14 protein-coding genes and 3 rRNA genes are annotated in these 20,510 nt (G+C 63.8%); 9 read left to right on the forward strand and 8 right to left on the reverse strand.

The window, feature by feature from the left end:
• The first annotated feature begins 27 nt into the window (after positions 1-27).
• The 4 genes from murA to rrf all read left to right on the forward strand — a co-directional run bounded on the left by murA (position 28) and on the right by rrf (position 6,880).
• The gene (gene murA, locus Y900_RS19650; protein ID WP_036343995.1) at positions 28-1,278 is read left to right on the forward strand and encodes a UDP-N-acetylglucosamine 1-carboxyvinyltransferase; all 1,251 of its coding nucleotides are present in this window, start codon (positions 28-30) and stop codon (positions 1,276-1,278) included.
• A gap of 289 nt (positions 1,279-1,567) precedes the next feature.
• Positions 1,568-3,087: ribosomal RNA gene (locus tag Y900_RS19655) — 16S ribosomal RNA — on the forward strand.
• Between the two features lie 412 nt (positions 3,088-3,499).
• Positions 3,500-6,620: ribosomal RNA gene (locus Y900_RS19660) — 23S ribosomal RNA — on the forward strand.
• 147 nt (positions 6,621-6,767) lie between these two features.
• Positions 6,768-6,880: ribosomal RNA gene (rrf, locus tag Y900_RS19665) — 5S ribosomal RNA — on the forward strand.
• The 16S, 23S and 5S rRNA genes sit together here, the layout of an rRNA operon.
• 63 nt (positions 6,881-6,943) lie before the next feature.
• On the opposite strand, the gene Y900_RS19670 is transcribed toward rrf, so the two are convergent.
• The 5 genes from Y900_RS19670 to Y900_RS19690 form a co-directional block, all read right to left on the reverse strand.
• Positions 6,944-7,441 carry a methylated-DNA--[protein]-cysteine S-methyltransferase gene (locus Y900_RS19670; RefSeq protein ID WP_036347298.1) on the reverse strand — a complete coding sequence of 166 codons (498 nt, stop codon included), beginning with the start codon at positions 7,439-7,441 and terminating at the stop codon, positions 6,944-6,946.
• A gap of 8 nt (positions 7,442-7,449) precedes the next feature.
• Complete coding sequence (locus tag Y900_RS19675) at positions 7,450-8,940, reverse strand: DNA-3-methyladenine glycosylase 2 family protein (RefSeq protein ID WP_036343996.1); 1,491 nt, start codon at positions 8,938-8,940, stop codon at positions 7,450-7,452.
• A gap of 63 nt (positions 8,941-9,003) precedes the next feature.
• Positions 9,004-9,681: an HD domain-containing protein gene (locus Y900_RS19680; protein ID WP_036343998.1), complete on the reverse strand. Its 678-nt coding sequence runs from the start codon at positions 9,679-9,681 to the stop codon at positions 9,004-9,006.
• Between the two features lie 63 nt (positions 9,682-9,744).
• On the reverse strand, positions 9,745-10,470 hold the full coding sequence (trhA, locus tag Y900_RS19685) for a PAQR family membrane homeostasis protein TrhA (RefSeq protein WP_036344000.1): 726 nt from the start codon (positions 10,468-10,470) through the stop codon (positions 9,745-9,747).
• Positions 10,467-12,071 (reverse strand): adenylate/guanylate cyclase domain-containing protein, encoded by a 1,605-nt coding sequence (locus Y900_RS19690; protein ID WP_036344001.1) that lies wholly within the window; start codon positions 12,069-12,071, stop codon positions 10,467-10,469. Before Y900_RS19690 ends, trhA begins: the two co-directional genes overlap by 4 nt.
• Positions 12,072-12,120: 49 nt before the next feature.
• Between Y900_RS19690 and nucS the strand changes: the two genes are divergently transcribed.
• Positions 12,121-12,795: an endonuclease NucS gene (gene nucS, locus Y900_RS19695; RefSeq protein WP_036344002.1), complete on the forward strand. Its 675-nt coding sequence runs from the start codon at positions 12,121-12,123 to the stop codon at positions 12,793-12,795.
• Positions 12,795-13,091: an Rv1322 family protein gene (locus Y900_RS33115; protein WP_036344004.1), complete on the forward strand. Its 297-nt coding sequence runs from the start codon at positions 12,795-12,797 to the stop codon at positions 13,089-13,091. Before nucS ends, Y900_RS33115 begins: the two co-directional genes overlap by 1 nt.
• 14 nt (positions 13,092-13,105) lie before the next feature.
• Here the strand turns inward: Y900_RS33115 and mce are convergent, their stop codons facing one another.
• On the reverse strand, positions 13,106-13,576 hold the full coding sequence (gene mce / locus Y900_RS19705; protein WP_036344006.1) for a methylmalonyl-CoA epimerase: 471 nt from the start codon (positions 13,574-13,576) through the stop codon (positions 13,106-13,108).
• Between the two features lie 92 nt (positions 13,577-13,668).
• On the opposite strand from mce, the gene Y900_RS19710 reads away from it, so the two are divergent.
• The 3 genes from Y900_RS19710 to Y900_RS19720 are packed head-to-tail and all read left to right on the forward strand — an operon-like array spanning position 13,669 to position 16,191.
• Entirely contained in the window at positions 13,669-14,850 is a 1,182-nt protein-coding gene (locus Y900_RS19710; protein WP_036344007.1) for an acetyl-CoA C-acetyltransferase, read from the forward strand.
• 59 nt (positions 14,851-14,909) lie between these two features.
• The gene (locus tag Y900_RS19715) at positions 14,910-15,284 is read left to right on the forward strand and encodes a DUF3817 domain-containing protein (RefSeq protein WP_036344008.1); all 375 of its coding nucleotides are present in this window, start codon (positions 14,910-14,912) and stop codon (positions 15,282-15,284) included.
• A 13-nt stretch (positions 15,285-15,297) separates the two neighbouring features.
• Positions 15,298-16,191: a tetratricopeptide repeat protein gene (locus Y900_RS19720; protein WP_036344010.1), complete on the forward strand. Its 894-nt coding sequence runs from the start codon at positions 15,298-15,300 to the stop codon at positions 16,189-16,191.
• Here Y900_RS19720 and glgB read toward each other — a convergent pair.
• Both glgB and Y900_RS19730 read right to left on the reverse strand, forming a co-directional pair.
• Entirely contained in the window at positions 16,188-18,395 is a 2,208-nt protein-coding gene (glgB, locus tag Y900_RS19725; RefSeq protein ID WP_036344011.1) for a 1,4-alpha-glucan branching protein GlgB, read from the reverse strand. The two genes, Y900_RS19720 and glgB, sit on opposite strands and share 4 nt — an antisense overlap.
• Before the next feature lie 25 nt (positions 18,396-18,420).
• On the reverse strand, positions 18,421-20,508 hold the full coding sequence (locus tag Y900_RS19730; protein ID WP_036344013.1) for an alpha-1,4-glucan--maltose-1-phosphate maltosyltransferase: 2,088 nt from the start codon (positions 20,506-20,508) through the stop codon (positions 18,421-18,423).
• Positions 20,509-20,510 lie beyond the last annotated feature (2 nt).

Here is a 20,510-nt window from a genome sequence, read left to right on the forward strand (position 1 = left end):
GGCCGTGCCTCCACTAAACTAACGCCCGTGGGTGAGCGTTTCGTGGTGATCGGTGGCAACCGGTTGGCTGGCGAAGTCGCCGTTGGGGGCGCCAAGAACAGCGTTTTGAAGCTGATGGCGGCCAGTCTGCTGGCCGAGGGCACCACGACTATCACCAACTGCCCCGACATTCTTGATGTTCCGCTGATGGCGGAGGTCCTGCGCGGCCTCGGCGCCAACGTCGAACTCGACGGTTCGGTCGTGCGGATCACCTCGCCCGACGAGCCGAAGTACGAAGCCGACTTCGCCGCGGTGCGTCAGTTCCGGGCGTCGGTCTGCGTGCTGGGCCCGCTGGTCGGACGGTGTAAACGCGCCAGGGTGGCACTGCCCGGCGGCGACGCTATCGGCTCGCGCCCGCTGGACATGCATCAGGCGGGGCTGCGCCAGCTCGGCGCCGACTGCACGATTGAGCACGGCTGTGTGGTGGCCACCGCCGAACGTCTGCACGGTGCGGAGATCCAGCTGGAGTTCCCCTCGGTGGGGGCGACGGAGAACATCCTGATGGCTGCGGTGGTCGCCGAGGGGGTCACCACAATTCACAACGCGGCGCGCGAGCCCGACGTCGTCGACCTCTGCGAGATGCTCTGCCAGATGGGCGCCCAGATCGAAGGCGCAGGGACGTCGACGTTGACGATCACCGGCGTCCCGCGTCTGCACCCCACCGAGCACCGGGTGATCGGCGATCGGATCGTCGCAGCGACCTGGGGCATCGCCGCGGCGATGACCCGCGGTGACATCTCGGTCACCGGGGTGGACCCGGCTCACCTTCAGCTGGTGCTGCACAAGCTGCACGATGCCGGCGCCACCGTCACCCAGCACGACAACGGGTTCCGGGTGGTGCAGTACGACCGTCCGAAGGCCGGCAACGTGGCGACGTTGCCGTTCCCGGGTTTTCCCACCGATCTGCAGCCGATGGCGATCGCGCTGGCGTCGATTGCCGACGGGACGTCGATGATCACCGAGAACGTCTTCGAGGCGAGATTCCGGTTCGTCGAGGAAATGATTCGGCTCGGTGCTGATGCCCGAACCGACGGCCACCACGCGGTGGTGCGGGGGATCCCGCAGCTCTCGAGTGCGCCGGTGTGGTGCTCGGATATCCGGGCCGGCGCCGGACTGGTGCTGGCCGGGCTGGTCGCCGACGGAGAAACCGAAGTTCACGACGTGTTTCACATCGATCGGGGCTACCCGCTCTTCGTGGAGAATCTGGTGCGACTTGGAGCTGAGATAGAACGCGTGTAGTGTAGGCAGTCGGCCAGCCGCGCCGGACCCGGAGACGGGAGGGCAGCGGCAGTTGACGCCGCCAAAGACTTATAGTAAGTTGGTGGGGTTGCCTGCTGGCGGATGCCAGCTGGGTGTGTTGTTTGAGAACTCAATAGTGTGTTTGGTGGTTTTTGTTTGTTGTTGTTTTTTGCCGTGCTCTGATACCCCCGTGTTGGGGTGCGGTTTTTTTGATGCCAGTTTTGGTGTCTTTGTTTGGTTTCAGGCTTGTTCTGATTCGAATTCCACCTGTCTTTGGATGGGTTGTTTTTGTTTGGAGAGTTTGATTCTGGCTCAGGACGAACGCTGGCGGCGTGCTTAACACATGCAAGTCGAACGGAAAGGCCCTTCGGGGTACTCGAGTGGCGAACGGGTGAGTAACACGTGGGTGATCTGCCCTGCACTTTGGGATAAGCCTGGGAAACTGGGTCTAATACCGAATATGATCATGGCCTGCATGGGTTGTGGTGGAAAGCTTTTGCGGTGTGGGATGGGCCCGCGGCCTATCAGCTTGTTGGTGGGGTAATGGCCTACCAAGGCGACGACGGGTAGCCGGCCTGAGAGGGTGTCCGGCCACACTGGGACTGAGATACGGCCCAGACTCCTACGGGAGGCAGCAGTGGGGAATATTGCACAATGGGCGCAAGCCTGATGCAGCGACGCCGCGTGAGGGATGACGGCCTTCGGGTTGTAAACCTCTTTCAGTAGGGACGAAGCGCAAGTGACGGTACCTATAGAAGAAGGACCGGCCAACTACGTGCCAGCAGCCGCGGTAATACGTAGGGTCCGAGCGTTGTCCGGAATTACTGGGCGTAAAGAGCTCGTAGGTGGTTTGTCGCGTTGTTCGTGAAAACTCACAGCTCAACTGTGGGCGTGCGGGCGATACGGGCAGACTTGAGTACTGCAGGGGAGACTGGAATTCCTGGTGTAGCGGTGGAATGCGCAGATATCAGGAGGAACACCGGTGGCGAAGGCGGGTCTCTGGGCAGTAACTGACGCTGAGGAGCGAAAGCGTGGGGAGCGAACAGGATTAGATACCCTGGTAGTCCACGCCGTAAACGGTGGGTACTAGGTGTGGGTTTCCTTCCTTGGGATCCGTGCCGTAGCTAACGCATTAAGTACCCCGCCTGGGGAGTACGGCCGCAAGGCTAAAACTCAAAGAAATTGACGGGGGCCCGCACAAGCGGCGGAGCATGTGGATTAATTCGATGCAACGCGAAGAACCTTACCTGGGTTTGACATGCACAGGACGCCGGCAGAGATGTCGGTTCCCTTGTGGCCTGTGTGCAGGTGGTGCATGGCTGTCGTCAGCTCGTGTCGTGAGATGTTGGGTTAAGTCCCGCAACGAGCGCAACCCTTGTCTCATGTTGCCAGCACGTTATGGTGGGGACTCGTGAGAGACTGCCGGGGTCAACTCGGAGGAAGGTGGGGATGACGTCAAGTCATCATGCCCCTTATGTCCAGGGCTTCACACATGCTACAATGGCCGGTACAAAGGGCTGCGATGCCGTGAGGTGGAGCGAATCCTTTCAAAGCCGGTCTCAGTTCGGATCGGGGTCTGCAACTCGACCCCGTGAAGTCGGAGTCGCTAGTAATCGCAGATCAGCAACGCTGCGGTGAATACGTTCCCGGGCCTTGTACACACCGCCCGTCACGTCATGAAAGTCGGTAACACCCGAAGCCGGTGGCCTAACCCCTTGTGGGAGGGAGCCGTCGAAGGTGGGATCGGCGATTGGGACGAAGTCGTAACAAGGTAGCCGTACCGGAAGGTGCGGCTGGATCACCTCCTTTCTAAGGAGCACCACGAGAATCAGGCCCGCCCACATCGTGTGGGGGTTCGGGAGTTCTGATCGATTCGTTGGATGGCCCTCTGTGACTCCAGTGATGGGGTCGACCTGTAGTGGGTGGGGGTCTGGTGCACGACAAGCAATCATCCAGGACGGGGACCCTTCTTTTGTGGGGGGTTGTCTGGTGCTGCCAAACACACTGTTGGGCTTTGAGACAACAGGCCCGTGTTTCCCTGGCCCCTGTGTGGGGTGGGAGGCGTGTTGTTGCTCCATCTTTGGTGGTGGGGTGTGGTGTTTGATTTGTGGATAGTGGTTGCGAGCATCTGGCACGCATGAGGCGCCGGCTTCCTTTGGGGGGTTGGTGGTTTGTGTGTGCAATTGATGTGCAATTTCTTTTTTCGAATTGGTTTTTTGTGTTGTAAGTGTTTAAGAGCGCATGGTGGATGCCTTGGCACTGGGAGCCGATGAAGGACGTGGGAGGCTGCGTTATGCCTCGGGGAGCTGCCAACCGAGCGTTGATCCGAGGATGTCCGAATGGGGAAACCCGGCACGAGTGATGTCGTGTCACCCACTACTGAATACATAGGTAGTGGGGGGGAACGCGGGGAAGTGAAACATCTCAGTACCCGTAGGAAGAGAAAACAATTGTGATTCCGTTAGTAGTGGCGAGCGAACGCGGAGGATGGCTAAACCGTATGCATGTGATACCCGGCAGGGGTTGTGTGTGCGGTGTTGTGGGACGTTTCGTCTTCGGTCTGCCGGCCGGGGCGGGAGTGATAAACCGTGGTGTTAGGTGAAGTGGCCTGGGATGGTCTGCCGTAGTGGGTGAGAGCCCCGTAACTGAAAACATCACGGCTCCTGTGGAACTGTTCCCGAGTAGCAGCGGGCCCGTGGAATCTGCTGTGAATCTGCCGGGACCACCCGGTAAGCCTGAATACTTCTCAGTGACCGATAGCGGATTAGTACCGTGAGGGAATGGTGAAAAGTACCCCGGGAGGGGAGTGAAATAGTACCTGAAACCGTGCGCTTACAATCCGTCAGAGCCCTCGACTTGTCGTGGGGTGATGGCGTGCCTTTTGAAGAATGAGCCTGCGAGTCAGGGACATGTCGCGAGGTTAACCCGGGTGGGGTAGCCGTAGCGAAAGCGAGTCTGAATAGGGCGTATCCACACAGTAGTGTGTGGTGTAGTGGTGTGTTCTGGACCCGAAGCGGAGTGATCTACCCATGGCCAGGGTGAAGCGCGGGTAAGACCGCGTGGAGGCCCGAACCCACTTAGGTTGAAGACTGAGGGGATGAGTTGTGGGTAGGGGTGAAAGGCCAATCAAACTCCGTGATAGCTGGTTCTCCCCGAAATGCATTTAGGTGCAGCGTTGCGTGTTTCTTGCCGGAGGTAGAGCTACTGGATGGCCGATGGGCCCCACAGGGTTACTGACGTCAGCCAAACTCCGAATGCCGGTAAGTGAAAGCGTGGCAGTGAGACGGCGGGGGATAAGCTCCGTACGTCGAGAGGGAAACAGCCCAGATCGCCGGCTAAGGCCCCTAAGCGTGTGCTAAGTGGAAAAGGATGTGCAGTCGCAGAGACAACCAGGAGGTTGGCTTAGAAGCAGCCACCCTTGAAAGAGTGCGTAATAGCTCACTGGTCAAGTGATTGTGCGCCGATAATGTAGCGGGGCTCAAGCACACCGCCGAAGCCGCGGCATCGAATTTATTCGATGGGTAGGGGAGCGTCCTGCACACCGGTGAAGCAGCCTGGTAATGGAGCTGTGGAGGGTGTGGGAGTGAGAATGCAGGCATGAGTAGCGATAAGGCAAGTGAGAACCTTGCCCGCCGAAAGACCAAGGGTTCCTGGGCCAGGCCAGTCCGCCCAGGGTGAGTCGGGACCTAAGGCGAGGCCGACAGGCGTAGTCGATGGACAACGGGTTGATATTCCCGTACCCGTGTGTGAGCGTCCCTGATGAATCCATTCTGCTAATCGCCCAAATCCAGAATCACTGATCCCTTCGGGGTGACGGTTTCTGGGGCTGCGCGAGACCCGGGTGGGTAGTAGTCAAGCGATGGGGTGACGCAGGTAGGTAGCCGTACCAGTCAGTGGTAATACTGGGGCAAGCCCGTAGGGAGTCAGATAGGCAAATCCGTCTGGCACATATCCTGAGAGGTGATGCATAGCCGAGTGAGGCGAATTCGGTGATCCTTTGCTGCCAAGAAAAGCCTCTAGCGAGCGCACACACGGCCCGTACCCCAAACCAACACAGGTGGTCAGGTAGAGAATACCAAGGCGTACGAGTGAACTATGGTTAAGGAACTCGGCAAAATACCCCCGTAACTTCGGGAGAAGGGGGACCTCCTACTGTCATGGCACGAGCTGCCGGCAGCGGTGGGGGGTGGCACAAACCAGTGAGAAGCGACTGTTTACTAAAAACACAGGTCCGTGCGAAGTCGCAAGACGATGTATACGGACTGACGCCTGCCCGGTGCTGGAAGGTTAAGAGGACCCGTTAACCCCTTGCGGGTGAAGCGGAGAATTTAAGCCCCAGTAAACGGCGGTGGTAACTATAACCATCCTAAGGTAGCGAAATTCCTTGTCGGGTAAGTTCCGACCTGCACGAATGGCGTAACGACTTCTCAACTGTCTCAACCATAGACTCGGCGAAATTGCACTACGAGTAAAGATGCTCGTTACGCGCGGCAGGACGAAAAGACCCCGGGACCTTCACTATAGCTTGGTATTGGCGTTCGATACGGTTTGTGTAGGATAGGTGGGAGACTGTGAAACTCACACGCCAGTGTGGGTGGAGTCATTGTTGAAATACCACTCTGATCGTATTGGACTTCTAACTTCGGACCGTATATCCGGTCCAGGGACAGTGCCTGGTGGGTAGTTTAACTGGGGCGGTTGCCTCCTAAAATGTAACGGAGGCGCCCAAAGGTTCCCTCAACCTGGACGGCAATCAGGTGTTGAGTGCAAGTGCACAAGGGAGCTTGACTGCGAGACGGACATGTCAAGCAGGGACGAAAGTCGGGACTAGTGATCCGGCACCCCCGAGTGGAAGGGGTGTCGCTCAACGGATAAAAGGTACCCCGGGGATAACAGGCTGATCTTCCCCAAGAGTCCATATCGACGGGATGGTTTGGCACCTCGATGTCGGCTCGTCGCATCCTGGGGCTGGAGCAGGTCCCAAGGGTTGGGCTGTTCGCCCATTAAAGCGGCACGCGAGCTGGGTTTAGAACGTCGTGAGACAGTTCGGTCTCTATCCGCCGCGCGCGTCAGAAACTTGAGGAAACCTGTCCCTAGTACGAGAGGACCGGGACGGACGAACCTCTGGTCCACCAGTTGTCCCACCAGGGGCACCGCTGGATAGCCACGTTCGGACAGGATAACCGCTGAAAGCATCTAAGCGGGAAACCTTCTCCAAGACCAGGTTTCTCACCCTTTTAGAGGGATAAGGCCCCCCGCAGACCACGGGATCGATAGACCAGACCTACACGCACCGCAAGGTGTTCAGGGAACTGGCACTAACCGGCCGAAAACTTACAACAACCAAAACAACAAACCAGTTGACACGGGAAAAGTAAGACGCACACCAAGACGCCCGCAACCACACCACAGCAATCACAACACTGCACCCCACCACCAAAACTAAACCTCCCCCACACGGGGGACACTCAAAAAAGAGTGAATACAGTTACGGCGGCCATAGCGGCAGGGAAACGCCCGGTCCCATCCCGAACCCGGAAGCTAAGCCTACCAGCGCCGATGATACTACCCAACAGGGTGGAAAAGTAGGACACCGCCGAACACAATTTAAGTCCTGTGCCCCCTAATTTCGATTAGGGGGCACAGGCATTTTTGTATTCGTATATCAGTCGAATAGCGACAGATCGGCCGGCATTCGACTTTTCTCGAGCGCCAATAGTGCGCGTTTGCGATCAATTCCTCCGCCATATCCGGTCAATCCCCCGGTCGAACCGATAACGCGATGACACGGCACGATGATGCCGATGGGATTCCGGCCATTCGCCAATCCCACCGCACGCGACGCTCCCGGAGATCCGATTTGCATCGCGATTTCTCCATAGGACCGTGTCTCGCCGTACGGAATGGTGCGCAGTGCTGACCAGACTTTACGTTGGAACTCGGTTCCGCCGAGATCCAGATCGAGGTCGAATTCGGTGAGTTCACCGGCGAAATAGGCCGCCAGCTGTTCGACGGCATCGGCGAATATCTCATCATCAGATTGCGCCCAGTCGGACCGATCCGGCTCGTGCGTCTGATCCACCATCCGCAAATGCCTCAGGGTCGATCCCGTGCCGGCGAGGGTGAGTGGGCCAACCGGGCTGTCGATTGTTCGGTACCGCATGGTCGTCGTCACGGTGTCTCCTTCGGTGGCCAGTGATTCACGGAATGGTCCAGGGTCGTCCACAGGTGCTGTACGACATATGACCGCCATGGTCGCCAGCGTGCACTGTGTGCGGTCAGCGCCCGCACGTCGGCCGGTAGGCCGAGTTGTTCGGCCGCGAGCCGCACCCCGAGATCGCTGGCCGGAAAGGCGTCGGGATCACCGAGCCCCCGCATCGCGACGATCTCCGCGGTCCACGGTCCGATTCCGGGTAGCGCCAGTAGCTGCTGGCGGGCCTGCTGCCAGTCGCAGCCGGGATTGAGTGTCAGTTCGCCCTCGCCCAGGGCCGCGATCAGCGTGGTCACCGAGCGTCGGCGGGCGGCCGGCACGGCAAGGTGCGCCGGGTCGATATCGGCCAGCTGAGCGGTGCTGGGAAACGTGTGCGTCAGCCCGCCGTGCGGATCGGCGACCGGCGCGCCGTAGGCGGCGACGAGCCGGCCGGCGTGGGTCCGTGCCGCTTTGGTCGACACCTGCTGACCGAGTACAGCCCGCACCGTCAGTTCTTCTTCGTCGACGGTGCGCGGGATCCGCTGTCCGGGTGCTTTGCTCACCACGGCGCTCAGGTCGGCGTCAGTCCCCAGCACATCGAGAACGGATTCCGGGTCGGCGTCGAGGTCCAACAACCGCTTGCAGCGAGCGATCGCAGTGGACAGGTCTCGGACTTGGTCGAGGACCAACGTGCACCGGACGTGGTCGGGCTGCGGTGTCAGGCTCACCACGCCGCAACCCGACGGCAGGCGCAGAGTGCGGCGGAATGCGCCATCGCGCACCTCTTCGCAGCCCGGCGCCGCACTGGCTGCCAGGTGCCCGAACAAGCCCTCATAGGCGAACGGGGTGCGTACCGGCAGCCGCAGCGTCAGCGCTTGCCCGTCGGGTGCGGTAGCCGCCCAGTCCCGGCGGGCGGCCTTGGCCCGCAACGCCGTCGGCGTGGTGTCGCAGGCGGCTCGCAGGGTGTCGTTGAACTGGCGGATACTCGCGAAGCCTGCTGCGAACGCGATATCGCTGAACGCCATGTCGGTGGTCTCGATGAGCACCCGTGCCGTCTGCACCCGCTGCGCCCGGGCCAGTGCCAGCGGCCCGGCACCGACTTCGGCCTGCAACATTCGCTCCAGCTGGCGGGCGGTATAGCCGACCCGTCTGGCCAGCCCCGTCACGCCTTCGCGGTCCACCGCGCCGTCGCCGATCAACCGCATCGCCCGGGCCACCGCGTCACCGCGGACGTTCCACTCCGGCGAACCCGGCGAGGCATCCGGTCGGCAGCGTTTGCAGGCCCGAAAGCCCGCTCGCTGCGCGGCCGCCGAGCTGGGGTAGAAACACACGTTGCGGGCCAGGGGCAGCCGCACCGGGCAGCTGGGCCGGCAGTAGATGCCGGTGGTCTTGACCGCGGTGACGAACCAGCCGTCGAACCGCGAGTCCTTGGACCGGACGGCGCGGTAGCAGCGGTCGAAATCGTCGTGCACGTCTTGAACTTTTACACGTCGGCACCGACAGCACTAGCGGAAAACCGACATCGTGGTCGAGCGCTATGAGCGAACCGCTTCGGGTACCGGGCGATCGCCCCAGCCCGATGTGCCGATCAGGTCGAAGAAGGTCGGTGATGGCGCCCCGTTGATCAGGTGGTGCAGGTGCGCGGGGAAGGACAGGGGCGGAGCCTTCATCGGATTGGCTCGCGTATCGACAGCGATCGCCTCGGCGATGGCATAGCCCAGATCATGACGCGGCCACGCGGCGTGCACCCGCTCGGCGAAACCGGCGGACAGCCGCTTCTTGTCGAACCCGTTGATGTCCAACGCGATTCCGCGATGAGAGATCGCGTGGACCGGTCCGAACCGGTGGGCCAGCCCGACGCTGGTGTGCAGCGCGATCGATTCCCACACCGTACGCACCGCAACGTCGTCGACTCCGTGGTCGGTCAAGAAGCGCGCCGCGGCGTCTGCCCCGTCGACTTCGAAGCGTTGGTCTCCGCTGCCGTACTCGGTCACGCCAAGGTCGTGCAGCAGACAGCTGAGGAAGACGAGCTCGTCGTCGTAATCGATCCCGGCCCGCAAGCCGTCGGCGGCGGCCAGTTCGCGCCCGAACAGGTAACCCCGGACGCAGTGGTTGGTCAGAAACGCAAGAGAGACTTCGGTCACCAATTGCAGTGCAGCTGAACAGATATCGGAGTCCGGGAACTCCCAGACGGCCACGTCGTCGACGGTCATGCCGCTACATTGCCCGACCCCGACCCGTCGGTCCAGCGGCCTGGAGGTCCGGTACCCCACAGATCAGGACATCGCCACGCCGGCCACGATGAGCCAGATTGCGACGTAATGGCATGTCGCGGCGGCCGCGGTGAAGGCGTGAAAGAACTCGTGATAGCCGAAAGACGCGGGCCACGGGTTGGGCCAGCGCAGCCCGTAAAGCACAGCACCGATGTTGTACAGCACGCCACCGGCGACGAGGAGGCCGACGACGGTCAAGCCGGCGCCATCGAGAATTGTTCGGGCGAAGGCGATTGCGGCGTAGCCGAGCATCAAATACAGCGGCACACCGATCCACCGCGGCGCTGAGGGCCACAGCATCTTGAGTGCAATGCCCACCGCCGCAGCCACGCAGACGATGGTCAGCACCCGGGTGGCGGTCTGCTGTGGCATCGCCAGGACCGCGACCGGGAAGTAGGTGCCGACGATGAAGACGAAGATCATCGAATGGTCGGCGCGCTTCATCCACGTCAGCGTTCTCGGTGAGCGCCACCGTACGAGGTGATATGTCGCGCTCACGCCGAACATCGCGACGACGGTGGTGGTGTAGATCGCTGTCACCCAACCCGCGTTCGGGGACGCCGCCGCGAAGGCCGCTCGCATCAGAGCCGCACTGGCGATGATGGCGACAACGGCCGAGGACAGGTGAATCCAGCCGCGGACTCTGGGCGTGCCGAGAACGTCGGCGATGGTCTCGATTCCGGCCGGGGCTGAAGGCAGTGGTGGGGGCGTGGCTTTCTCGAATGTCACGCGGGCACAGCCAGGCGGGTGGACTCTTCGTGGCCCCGCAACGTCACCGCATCGGCCAGGACCCAGTGGGCGCGCTCGGGATCGCCGGCCCGCTCGACCGTCGATGCGGTGACCAGGAGCCGGCTTGAGGTGGACTTGGCAAGCTCGGACAGGCGAGCGGCCTCATTGACCGGTGGGCCGATCACCGTGTATTCGAATCGCTCATTGGCGCCGACGTTGCCGGCGACAACCTCACCAGCGGCGACCCCCAGGCCGGCGGGGCATTCGGGTACCTCCTGCTCGAGGCGCCGCATGATCGTGCGGGCCGCGGCGAGTGCGTCGTCTTCGGGATTGTCGAGCGTGACCGGCGCACCGAACACTGCGAGCGTGGCATCGCCTTCGAACTTGTTGAGCAGACCGTTGTGCCGGTTGACCTCTTCGACGATCACGGCGAAGAACCGGTTGAGCAGGTCGACCACCTCGATCGGGGGCAGGGTGCCGACCAATTGGGTGGAGCCGACGATGTCGACGAAAAGCACTGCCACGTGCCGCTCTTCACCGCCGAGCTGCGGCTTCTGCATCTCGGCTGCCGCGGCGACCTCGCGGCCGACGTGGCGGCCGAACAGGTCGCGCACCCGTTCACGCTCCCGCAGCCCGGCGACCATCGAGTTGAATCCCCGTTGCAGCTCACCGAGTTCGGTGCCGTCGAAGACCACGACGCTGGCCTTGAGGTCGCCGTCTTCGACGCGCTTGAGCGCCGAGCGCACCACCCGCACCGGGGTCGCGGTGATCCAGGCCAGCACCCACATCAAGGCGAATCCGAACACCAGCGTGGCCGACGAGGTGATCAGGATGGCGACCTCGAGCTGCGTCTTGGTCATGTTGTCCAAGACCAGCGAGATCAGGGCGCTGAGCCCGATGCCGATGACGGGCACGCCCGAGCCCAGCATCCAGACTGTCATCGTGCGGCCCATGATCCCCGGTGCCAGCCGATGGGGTGGCGGCCCGGCCGCCAGCGCCAGCGCCGCAACGGGACGCAGCGCGAACTCGGTGGCCAGGTAGGCGCCGGTGGAGACCATCACTCCGACGAAACCGGTCACGAGCAGGATCCGGGGAATGAAGTCAGTGTCGAACAGCCCGTAAAGGATCGTGAAGACAACGGTGCCCACCACCCAGAGCGACAGCTGGGCCAGGGCGACGCGCCATGGGGTGAAGAACGCGTTGCGCTGGTCGACGCGGGTCGGCGCCCGCCCCTCAGCCGCCCACCGGAGGTGTTTCACCGTGCGGGTGGTGATCCACCAGCTGCCGAACGCGAGCGCGGCGGCCGCGTACGCGGGTGCCACGCCGAAAGTGAGCCAGGCGGGCACGTCGGTGAACACGCTGGGCACCGGATAGGCGACGCTGACCAACAGCGCCGCGACCACGATGCCGAGGACGTTCACCGTCAGCAGCGCCACCGTTACCAGCGTCTGGATCCGGACCCGGCGGCGGGCCGGGCTTTCGCTGACCCGCCCCAGGATCAACGAACCATAGGCCGGTGTGCCGGCCAACCGGCCGCTCTGCCGGGTCACCCGTTCCAGAACCCGGCCCAACCGCTGCGCGAGGCTCGGAGGGGACGTCATGGTGGTGTCAGCCTAATTCGCCGGGGGTCGTAGACCCTAAGCTTGTCCGGTGCGCCTCGTGATCGCCCAATGCACCGTCGACTACATCGGCCGCCTCACCGCCCACCTGCCCTCAGCTCGTCGGCTGCTGCTGATCAAGGCAGACGGTTCGGTCAGCATCCATGCCGACGACCGGGCCTACAAACCGCTGAACTGGATGAGCCCGCCGTGCTGGCTGACCGAGGAAGCCAGGGATGACTCGCTGCCGGTGTGGGTGGTGGAGAACAAGACCGGTGAGCAGTTGCGGATCACGATCGAAAACGTCGAGCACGACTCCAGCCACGAACTCGGGATCGATCCCGGACTGGTGAAGGACGGCGTCGAAGCGCATCTGCAGAAGCTGCTGGCCGAGCACATCGAGCTGCTGGGTGACGGCTACACCCTGGTCCGCCGGGAGTTCATGACCGCCATCGGCCCGGTGGACATCCTCTGCCGCGACGACGAGGGCCGCACGGTCGCGGTGGAGATCAAGCGCCGCGGCGAGATCGACGGCGTGGAGCAGCTGACGCGCTATCTGGAGTTGCTCAACCGGGACAGTCTGCTGGCGCCGGTGACCGGGGTGTTCGCCGCCCAGCAAATCAAGCCGCAAGCCAGAACGCTGGCCACCGATCGCGGAATTCGTTGCCTGACTTTGGATTACGACGTCATGCGAGGGATGGACAGCGACGAGTTCCGGCTCTTCTGATGCCGCGGCGCCGACCACCTCGCCCTAAGGACAGCGGCATTCCGCCGCTACCCCTGCAGCGGCGTGTCGAGTCGGGCGCCGACGGATTCGACTACGAAGTGCGATCGATACCGGCTGCGCGGGCGGTAAAGACCTACCGGTGCCCCGGCTGCGATCACGAAATCCGCTCGGGCGTCGCGCATGTGGCGGTCTGGCGCGCCGACGATGGCGAAGCTGCGCTCGACGACCGACGGCACTGGCACACCGCCTGCTGGGCGAACCGCGCCAACCGCGAGCCGACCCGGAAGTGGTCGTAGAAATCTGGCGTGACCTAGTGAGATGAAGCCGGCTCGACGAGTTCCACCAGGACGCCACCGGCATCCTTCGGGTGGATGAAGTTGATCCGTGAGTTCGCGGTTCCGCGGCGCGGTGCGTCGTAGATCAACCGGACACCCTGGTTGCGCAGCTGTTCGGAGATGGCGTCCAGGTCGCTGACCCGGTAGGCCATCTGCTGGATGCCGGGGCCGCGCTTGTCGATGAACTTGGCGATCGTCGAGGTCTCATCCAGAGGCGCCATCAACTGGATCTGTGCGCAGTCGGGGGCCGCGTTCTTCAGCGACAGCATGGCCTCGCGAATGCCCTGGTCGGTGTTGATTTCCTCGTGCACCAGGATCATCCCGAGGTGCTCGTGGTACCACTGGATGGCCGCATCGAGATCCGGCACCGCGATGCCGACATGGTCTACGGCGGTGACGAGCGCACTGGCCAGAACTGGACGGGCGTCAACTTGCTCAGCGGTCATAACGCAAAGGTAACCTAACCACATCGGATTCGACACTGGGGGATCCGTGGATAGCCGCATCGGGGCGGCGCGAAACGCTCTTGGAGGTAGGTATGACGACGTCGGTGATCGTTGCTGGAGCACGTACTCCCATCGGCAAACTGATGGGTTCACTCAAAGACTTTTCCGGCAGCGATCTGGGCGCAATCGCGATCAAGGGCGCGCTGGAGAAGGCCGGGGTCCCGGCGTCGCTGGTCGACTACGTGATCATGGGCCAGGTGTTGACCGCCGGCGCAGGCCAGATGCCGGCTCGCCAGGCCGCCGTGGCTGCCGGAATCGGGTGGGACGTGCCCGCCCTGAGCATCAACAAGATGTGCCTGTCCGGGATCGATTCGATCGCCCTGGCCGATCAGCTGATCCGCGCAGGTGAGTTCGACGTCGTGGTCGCCGGCGGCCAGGAGTCGATGACCAAGGCCCCGCACCTGTTGATGAACAGCCGCGAGGGCTACAAGTACGGCGACGTCACGGTGCTCGACTCGATGGCGTACGACGGCCTGCACGACGTCTTCACCGACCAGCCGATGGGTGCGCTCACCGAGCAGCGCAACGACACCGACAAGTTCACCCGCCACGAGCAGGACGAGTTCGCCGCCATCTCGCATCAGAAGGCGGCCGCGGCCTGGAAGGACGGCGTGTTCGCCGACGAGGTCGTGCCGGTGAAGATCCCGCAGCGCAAGGGTGACCCGATCGAGTTCAGCGAGGACGAGGGCATCCGCGCCAACACCACGGCCGAGTCGCTGTCCGGGCTCAAGCCCGCGTTCCGCAAGGACGGCACGATCACGGCGGGCTCGGCCTCCCAAATCTCTGACGGCGGTTGCGCCGTCGTGGTGATGAGCAAGGCCAAGGCCCAGGAACTCGGGCTGAGCTGGCTGTGTGAGATCGGTGCCCACGGTGTGGTCGCGGGCCCGGATTCCACGTTGCAGTCGCAGCCGGCCAATGCGATCAAGAAGGCCATCGCGCGCGAGGGCATCACCCTGGACCAGCTCGACGTCATCGAGATCAACGAGGCGTTCTCCGCCGTCGCGCTGGCCTCGACCAAGGAACTGGGCGTGGACCCCGATCGGGTCAACCGTAATGGCGGCGCGATCGCGGTCGGCCATCCGATCGGTATGTCGGGTGCGCGGATCACGCTGCACGCGGCGCTGGAGCTCTCGCGGCGCGGATCGGGTTACGCGGTGGCCGCACTCTGCGGAGCAGGCGGCCAGGGCGACGCGCTGGTTCTGCGGGCGGGGTAACTCGACCGCGTCAACGACGAGGCGTAGTAGCTGGCGCGCCGCTGCGGCACAATGGCTGCATGACGAGCACTTTTGACATCCGAAGCACGGCCGGCCGATTCCGGTTGGTGGCGCTGGCCGAAGCGGTGACCTGGGTCGGACTGCTGGTCGGGATGTACTTCAAGTACCTGGGCAGTCCGCGTACCGAGATCGGCGTCAAGGTTTTCGGCATGGCCCACGGGCTCGTGTTCATCGCATTTGTGATCACTGCTCTGATGGCGGGCATCGCCTACAAGTGGGGCGTAGTCACGTGGTTGCTGGCGTTGCTGGGCAGCATCGTGCCGCTCGGCAGTGTGATTTTCCTCATATGGGCTGATCGGACTGCGAAATTGGGGCCGGCGGCCGCTCCTGCGGCTTCGGGTCAGCCACTCGATTCGGCACCGTCGACGACGTGACAGACTTGGGAACGTGACGCGTCCACGCCCCCAGATCGGCCCGGCCCTGGCCGGCGCCGTCGACCTGTCCGGCCTCAAGCAGCGGGCTCAGCAGCCCGCGGACGGTGCGACCGCCCCCAGTGGCGGTGTCGAGGTCACCGAGGCCAATTTCGAAGCTGAAGTCCTGGTCCGTTCCGGCCAACTGCCGGTTGTCGTGGTGCTGTGGTCGCCGCGCAGCGACGCCTCGGTGCAATTGGGCGAAGTGCTCGCCGCGCTGGCCGCCGACGACAACGGAAAGTGGTCGTTGGCAACGGTCAACGTCGACGTGGTCCCGCGGGTCGCCCAGATGTTCGGAATCGAGGCGGTACCGACTGTGGTGGCCTTGGCCGGCGGGCAGCCGCTGGCCAGCTTCCAGGGCATGCAACCCCCCGAGCAGTTGCGGCGGTGGGTTGACTCGCTGCTGCAGGCGACCGCTGGAAAGCTCTCCGGCTCAGGCGATTCCGAGGAAGAGGCAGCCGTCGACCCGGCCTTGGAGCAGGCAAGGGACTTGCTCGAGTCCGGGGATTTCGCGGCTGCGGCCGCGGCGTATCAGGCCATTCTGGAGGCCGATCCGCAGCACGCCGAAGCCAAGGGTGCGTTGCGGCAGATTACTTTCCTGCAGCGCGCCACTGAGCAGCGCCCCGACGCGGTGGCAGTGGCCGATGCCGCTCCCGACGACATCGAGGCGGCCTTTGCCGCCGCCGACGTGCAGATCCTCAATCAGGACGTCGTCCCGGCCTTCGACCGCCTGATCGCGCTGGTGCGCAAGACTTCTGACGATGAGCGCACCAAGGTGCGCACCCGGCTGATCGAACTGTTCGAGCTGTTCGATCCCGCCGACCCCGATGTGATCACCGGCCGGCGCAACCTGGCCAACGCGCTCTACTAGCCGGCGGTCGGCGCGGGTTCCAGCCAGATCGCTGAGTTCGGCGGCAGCACCAGCGTCGCCGACGCGGGCCGGCCGTGCCAGGGTTCGTCGGTGGCCTCGACCGCGCCGAAGTTGCCCGCCCCCGCACCGTTGTAGACCGTCGCGTCGCTGTTGAGCACCTCGCGCCAGGTGCCGGTGTGCGGCAGCCCAAGCCGATATCGGCTGTGCTCCGCCCCGGAGAAGTTGAACACGCACGCCAGCACCGAGCCGTCGCTGCCGTATCGCAAAAAGCTCAGCACGTTGTTGGCCGAGTCGTTGGCGTCGATCCAGGAGTAGCCCTCCGGCTTGGTGTCCTGGCTCCACAGCGACGGGCGGCCGCGGTAGAGCTCGTTGAGATCGGCGACGAAACGCTGGATCCCGGTGGAGTAGCTGTTCTCGTCGAGCTGGTACCAGTCGACCCCGCGTTCCTCGGACCACTCCGCGCGCTGGCCGAATTCCTGGCCCATGAACAGCAGCTGCTTACCGGGGTGGGCCCACTGGTAGGCCAGCAGGCTGCGCAGCCCGGCTGCCTTGACGTGATCGTTGCCGGGCATCCGGCCCCACAGCGTGCCCTTGCCGTGCACCACCTCGTCGTGGCTGATCGGCAACACGAAGTTCTCGCTGAACGCATAGAGCAACGAGAAGGTCAGCTCGCCGTGGTGATAGGTGCGATAGATCGGGTCCCGGCTGATGTAATCCAGGGTGTCGTGCATCCACCCCATGTTCCACTTCATCGAAAAGCCAAGTCCGCCAAGGTTGGTCGCCCGGGTAACCCCCGGCCATGAGGTGGACTCCTCGGCGATCGTGACGATGCCCGGGTGGCTCTTGTGGACGGTGGCGTTCATCTCCTGCAGGAACTGCACCGCCTCGAGGTTCTCCCGGCCGCCGTAGATGTTGGGCGTCCAGCCGCCGTCGGGCCGCGAGTAGTCCAGGTAGAGCATGGATGCGACGGCATCCACCCGCAGGCCGTCGATGTGGAACTCCTGCAACCAGTACAGCGCGTTGGCCACCAGGAAGTTGCGTACTTCGGCGCGGCCGAAATCGAAGACGTAGGTGCCCCAGTCGAGCTGTTCGCCTCGGCGCGGGTCGGAATGCTCGTAGAGCGGGGTGCCGTCGAAGCGGCCCAGCGCCCACGCGTCCTTGGGGAAGTGTGCGGGCACCCAGTCGACGATCACTCCGATACCCGCCCGGTGCAGGGTGTCCACCAGGAAGCGGAATTCGTCGGGGGTGCCGAACCGGGATGTCGGCGCGTAGTAGGACGTCACCTGATAGCCCCACGAGCCGCCGAACGGGTGCTCGGCTACCGGGAGGAATTCGATGTGGGTGAATCCTTGGGCCACAACATATTCGGTGAGTTGCTCGGCCAGCTCGCGATAGCTCAGGCCGGGCCGCCATGAGCCAAGGTGCACCTCGAGGGTGCTCATCGGCTGGAACACCGGGTTCTGTGCGGCGCGCTGCGTCAGCCACTCGGTGTCGTCCCAGGTGTAGTCCGAGGTGAACACACGCGACGCGGTGTGCGGCGGGACCTCGGTTGCAAACGCGAACGGGTCGGCGCGGTCGGTGACCGACCCGTCGACGCCGTGGACGCGGAACTTGTAGAGCCCGTCAGTGGGAAAGCCGGGCCAGAACAGCTCCCACACGCCGGAGGATCCCAGCACCCGCATCGGGGCGTCGTTGCCGTCCCAGTGGTTGAACTCGCCGATCAGATTGATGCCCTTGGCATTCGGGGCCCAGACCGCGAACGACACACCCTCCACCACGCCGTCTGCGGTCTCGAACGACCGCGGATGCGCGCCCAGGATCTCCCACAGCTGCTCGTGGCGTCCCTCGCCGAACAGATATAGGTCCATTTCACCGAGCGTGGGCAGGAAGCGGTAGCCGTCGGCGACGGTGATGGTGTGACCGCCCGGATAGCTGACCTCGAGTCGGTAGTCGACCAGGTTGGTGAACGGCAACGCGACCGCGAACACCCCGGACTCGATGTGCTCCATCGGGTGTCGCTCGCCCCCGACGAGGGCGATCACCTGCTCCGCGTGCGGTTTGAGCACCCGGATCACCGTGTGGTCGTCGTACTCGTGGGCGCCCAGGATGCTGTGCGGGCTGTGATGGACGCCAGACACCAACCGGGCCAGCTCACCGCGATCCGGCGCCAGGTGCGGGCTGGCGAGCTTCTTGGTTCTCGTCATAGCGAAGGCTCCTTCGTCGTTCCCGTCATTCCCGACGCAGCAGAACTGCTCTCTGCTCCTGCGGGATCAACGGCATGTTCAGGATGTGCGCGACGGCGCGGGCCGGTTCCAGTCGCACGTAGTTCGACTGCCCCCATTGGTATTCCTCCCCGGTGATCTCGTCGCGGACCCAGAAACGGTCGTAGGGCTGCATACCCAAAGCGGCCATGTCTAGCCACAGGGTGCCTTCCTCGGGGCCGAATGGGTTCAATGTCACCACCACCAGCACGGTGTCACCGGATACCGGGTCGAACTTGCTGTACGCCAGTAGCGCGTCGTTGTCGATGTGGTGGAACGTGATGGTGCGCATCTCGCACAGCGCGGGGTGGAGATGGCGAATCTCGTTGAGCCGGCGCAGGAATGGCTCCAGGGACTGGCCCTGTGCGAGTGCGCCTTCGAAGTCGCGCGGTCGCAGCTCGTATTTCTCGGAGTCCAGGTACTCCTCGCTGCCCTCCCGGACCGGCAGATGCTCGAAGAGCTCGAAGCCGGAGTACACGCCCCACGAGCTGCCCATCGTCGAGGCCAGCACGGCCCGGATCGCGAACATGCCGGGCCCGCCGTGTTGCAGGCTCTCGTGCAGGATGTCCGGCGTGTTCACGAACAGGTTCGGCCGGGTGTAGTCGGCGTGCTCCGCGATCTGGCGGCCGAACTCTTCGATCTCCCACTTGGCGGTACGCCAGGTGAAGTACGAATATGACTGTGTGAAGCCAAGTTTCGCGAGCCCGTTAAGCCGCGCCGGGCGGGTGAATGCCTCGGCGAGGAACAGCACGTCGGGATCGACGGCCTTGACCTGGCTGATCAGCCACGCCCAGAAGTTCGGCGGCTTGGTGTGCGGGTTGTCCACCCGAAAGATCTTGATGCCGTGATCCATCCAGTGCCGCACCACCCGCAGCACCTCGTCGTACAGGCCGCCGGGATCGTTGTCGAAGTTCAGCGGATAGATGTCCTGGTACTTCTTCGGCGGGTTCTCCGCGTAGGCGATGGAGCCGTCGGGCAGCTCGGTGAACCATTCCCGGTGATTCTTGGCCCACGGGTGATCCGGAGCGCATTGCAGCGCCAGGTCGAGTGCGACCTCCAGCCCGTTGTCGCGTGCCGCATCGACGAACCGGTCGAAGTCGTCGATCGTCCCGAGATCGGGGTGGACGGCGTCGTGCCCGCCGTCGTCGCTGCCGATTGCCCAGGGTGACCCCACATCCCCAGGCTCGGCCGTCACGGTGTTGTTGCGGCCCTTGCGGTGCACCTTGCCGATCGGGTGGATCGGCGGCAGGTAGACGACGTTGAACCCCATCGATGCGACCCGCGGCAGCGCCGCGGCGGCGGTCTCGAATGTGCCGTGCACGGGCCGGCCTGCCTCATCGCGGCCACCGGTGGACCGCGGGAACAGTTCGTACCAGGCGCTGCACCGCGCCATCGGCCGGTCCACCCAGATGCCGTAGGTGCTGCCCCGGGTGACCAGCTCACGCAGCGGGTACTGGGCGAGCAGATCGGTGACCTCGTTGGACAACGCCAGGGCCGCGCGGGTCAGCGGGTCCCCGGACTCGCGCAGCGCCGCCGCGGCCGCCAACAGCGGCGCGCGTCGGTCGCGAGGCACGCCGGTGGCAGCGCGGGCCAGCAGATTGCCGCCGACGATGAGATCGTTGTTCAGCTCCGATTCGCCCTGTCCGGCGTCGAGTTTGACGGTGACGTTGTGCCGCCAGGTGGTGAGCGGGTCACCCCAGCCGTCGATCCGAAACGTCCACAGGCCCACCCGGTCGGGCACGAACTGGCCGTGGAAGACATCGGGGGTGCGGCCCATCTCCATCGGGTATAGCCGGGGCTTCACCCGGCTTACCGCGGGGGAGGCCTCGGTCAGTTCGGCACCCTCGAGGGCCTTGACCCGCCTGGCCGGATTCTGCCCGAGCTGAGGGTGGGCAGTTCCGAGGTAGCGCACCACCAACGTCGCCGCCACCGCGTCGTGCCCCTCGCGCCACACCGTCCCGGCGACCGGCACCACTTCGCCGACGACCGCCTTGGCCGGATAGGTACCGCAGGACACAACGGGCGCGACGTCATCGATCTCGATACGACCGGGCACCC

The sequence above is a fragment of the Mycolicibacterium aromaticivorans JS19b1 = JCM 16368 genome, from assembly GCF_000559085.1.
In the GTDB taxonomy this organism is placed as follows: Bacteria; Actinomycetota; Actinomycetes; order Mycobacteriales; family Mycobacteriaceae; genus Mycobacterium; species Mycobacterium aromaticivorans.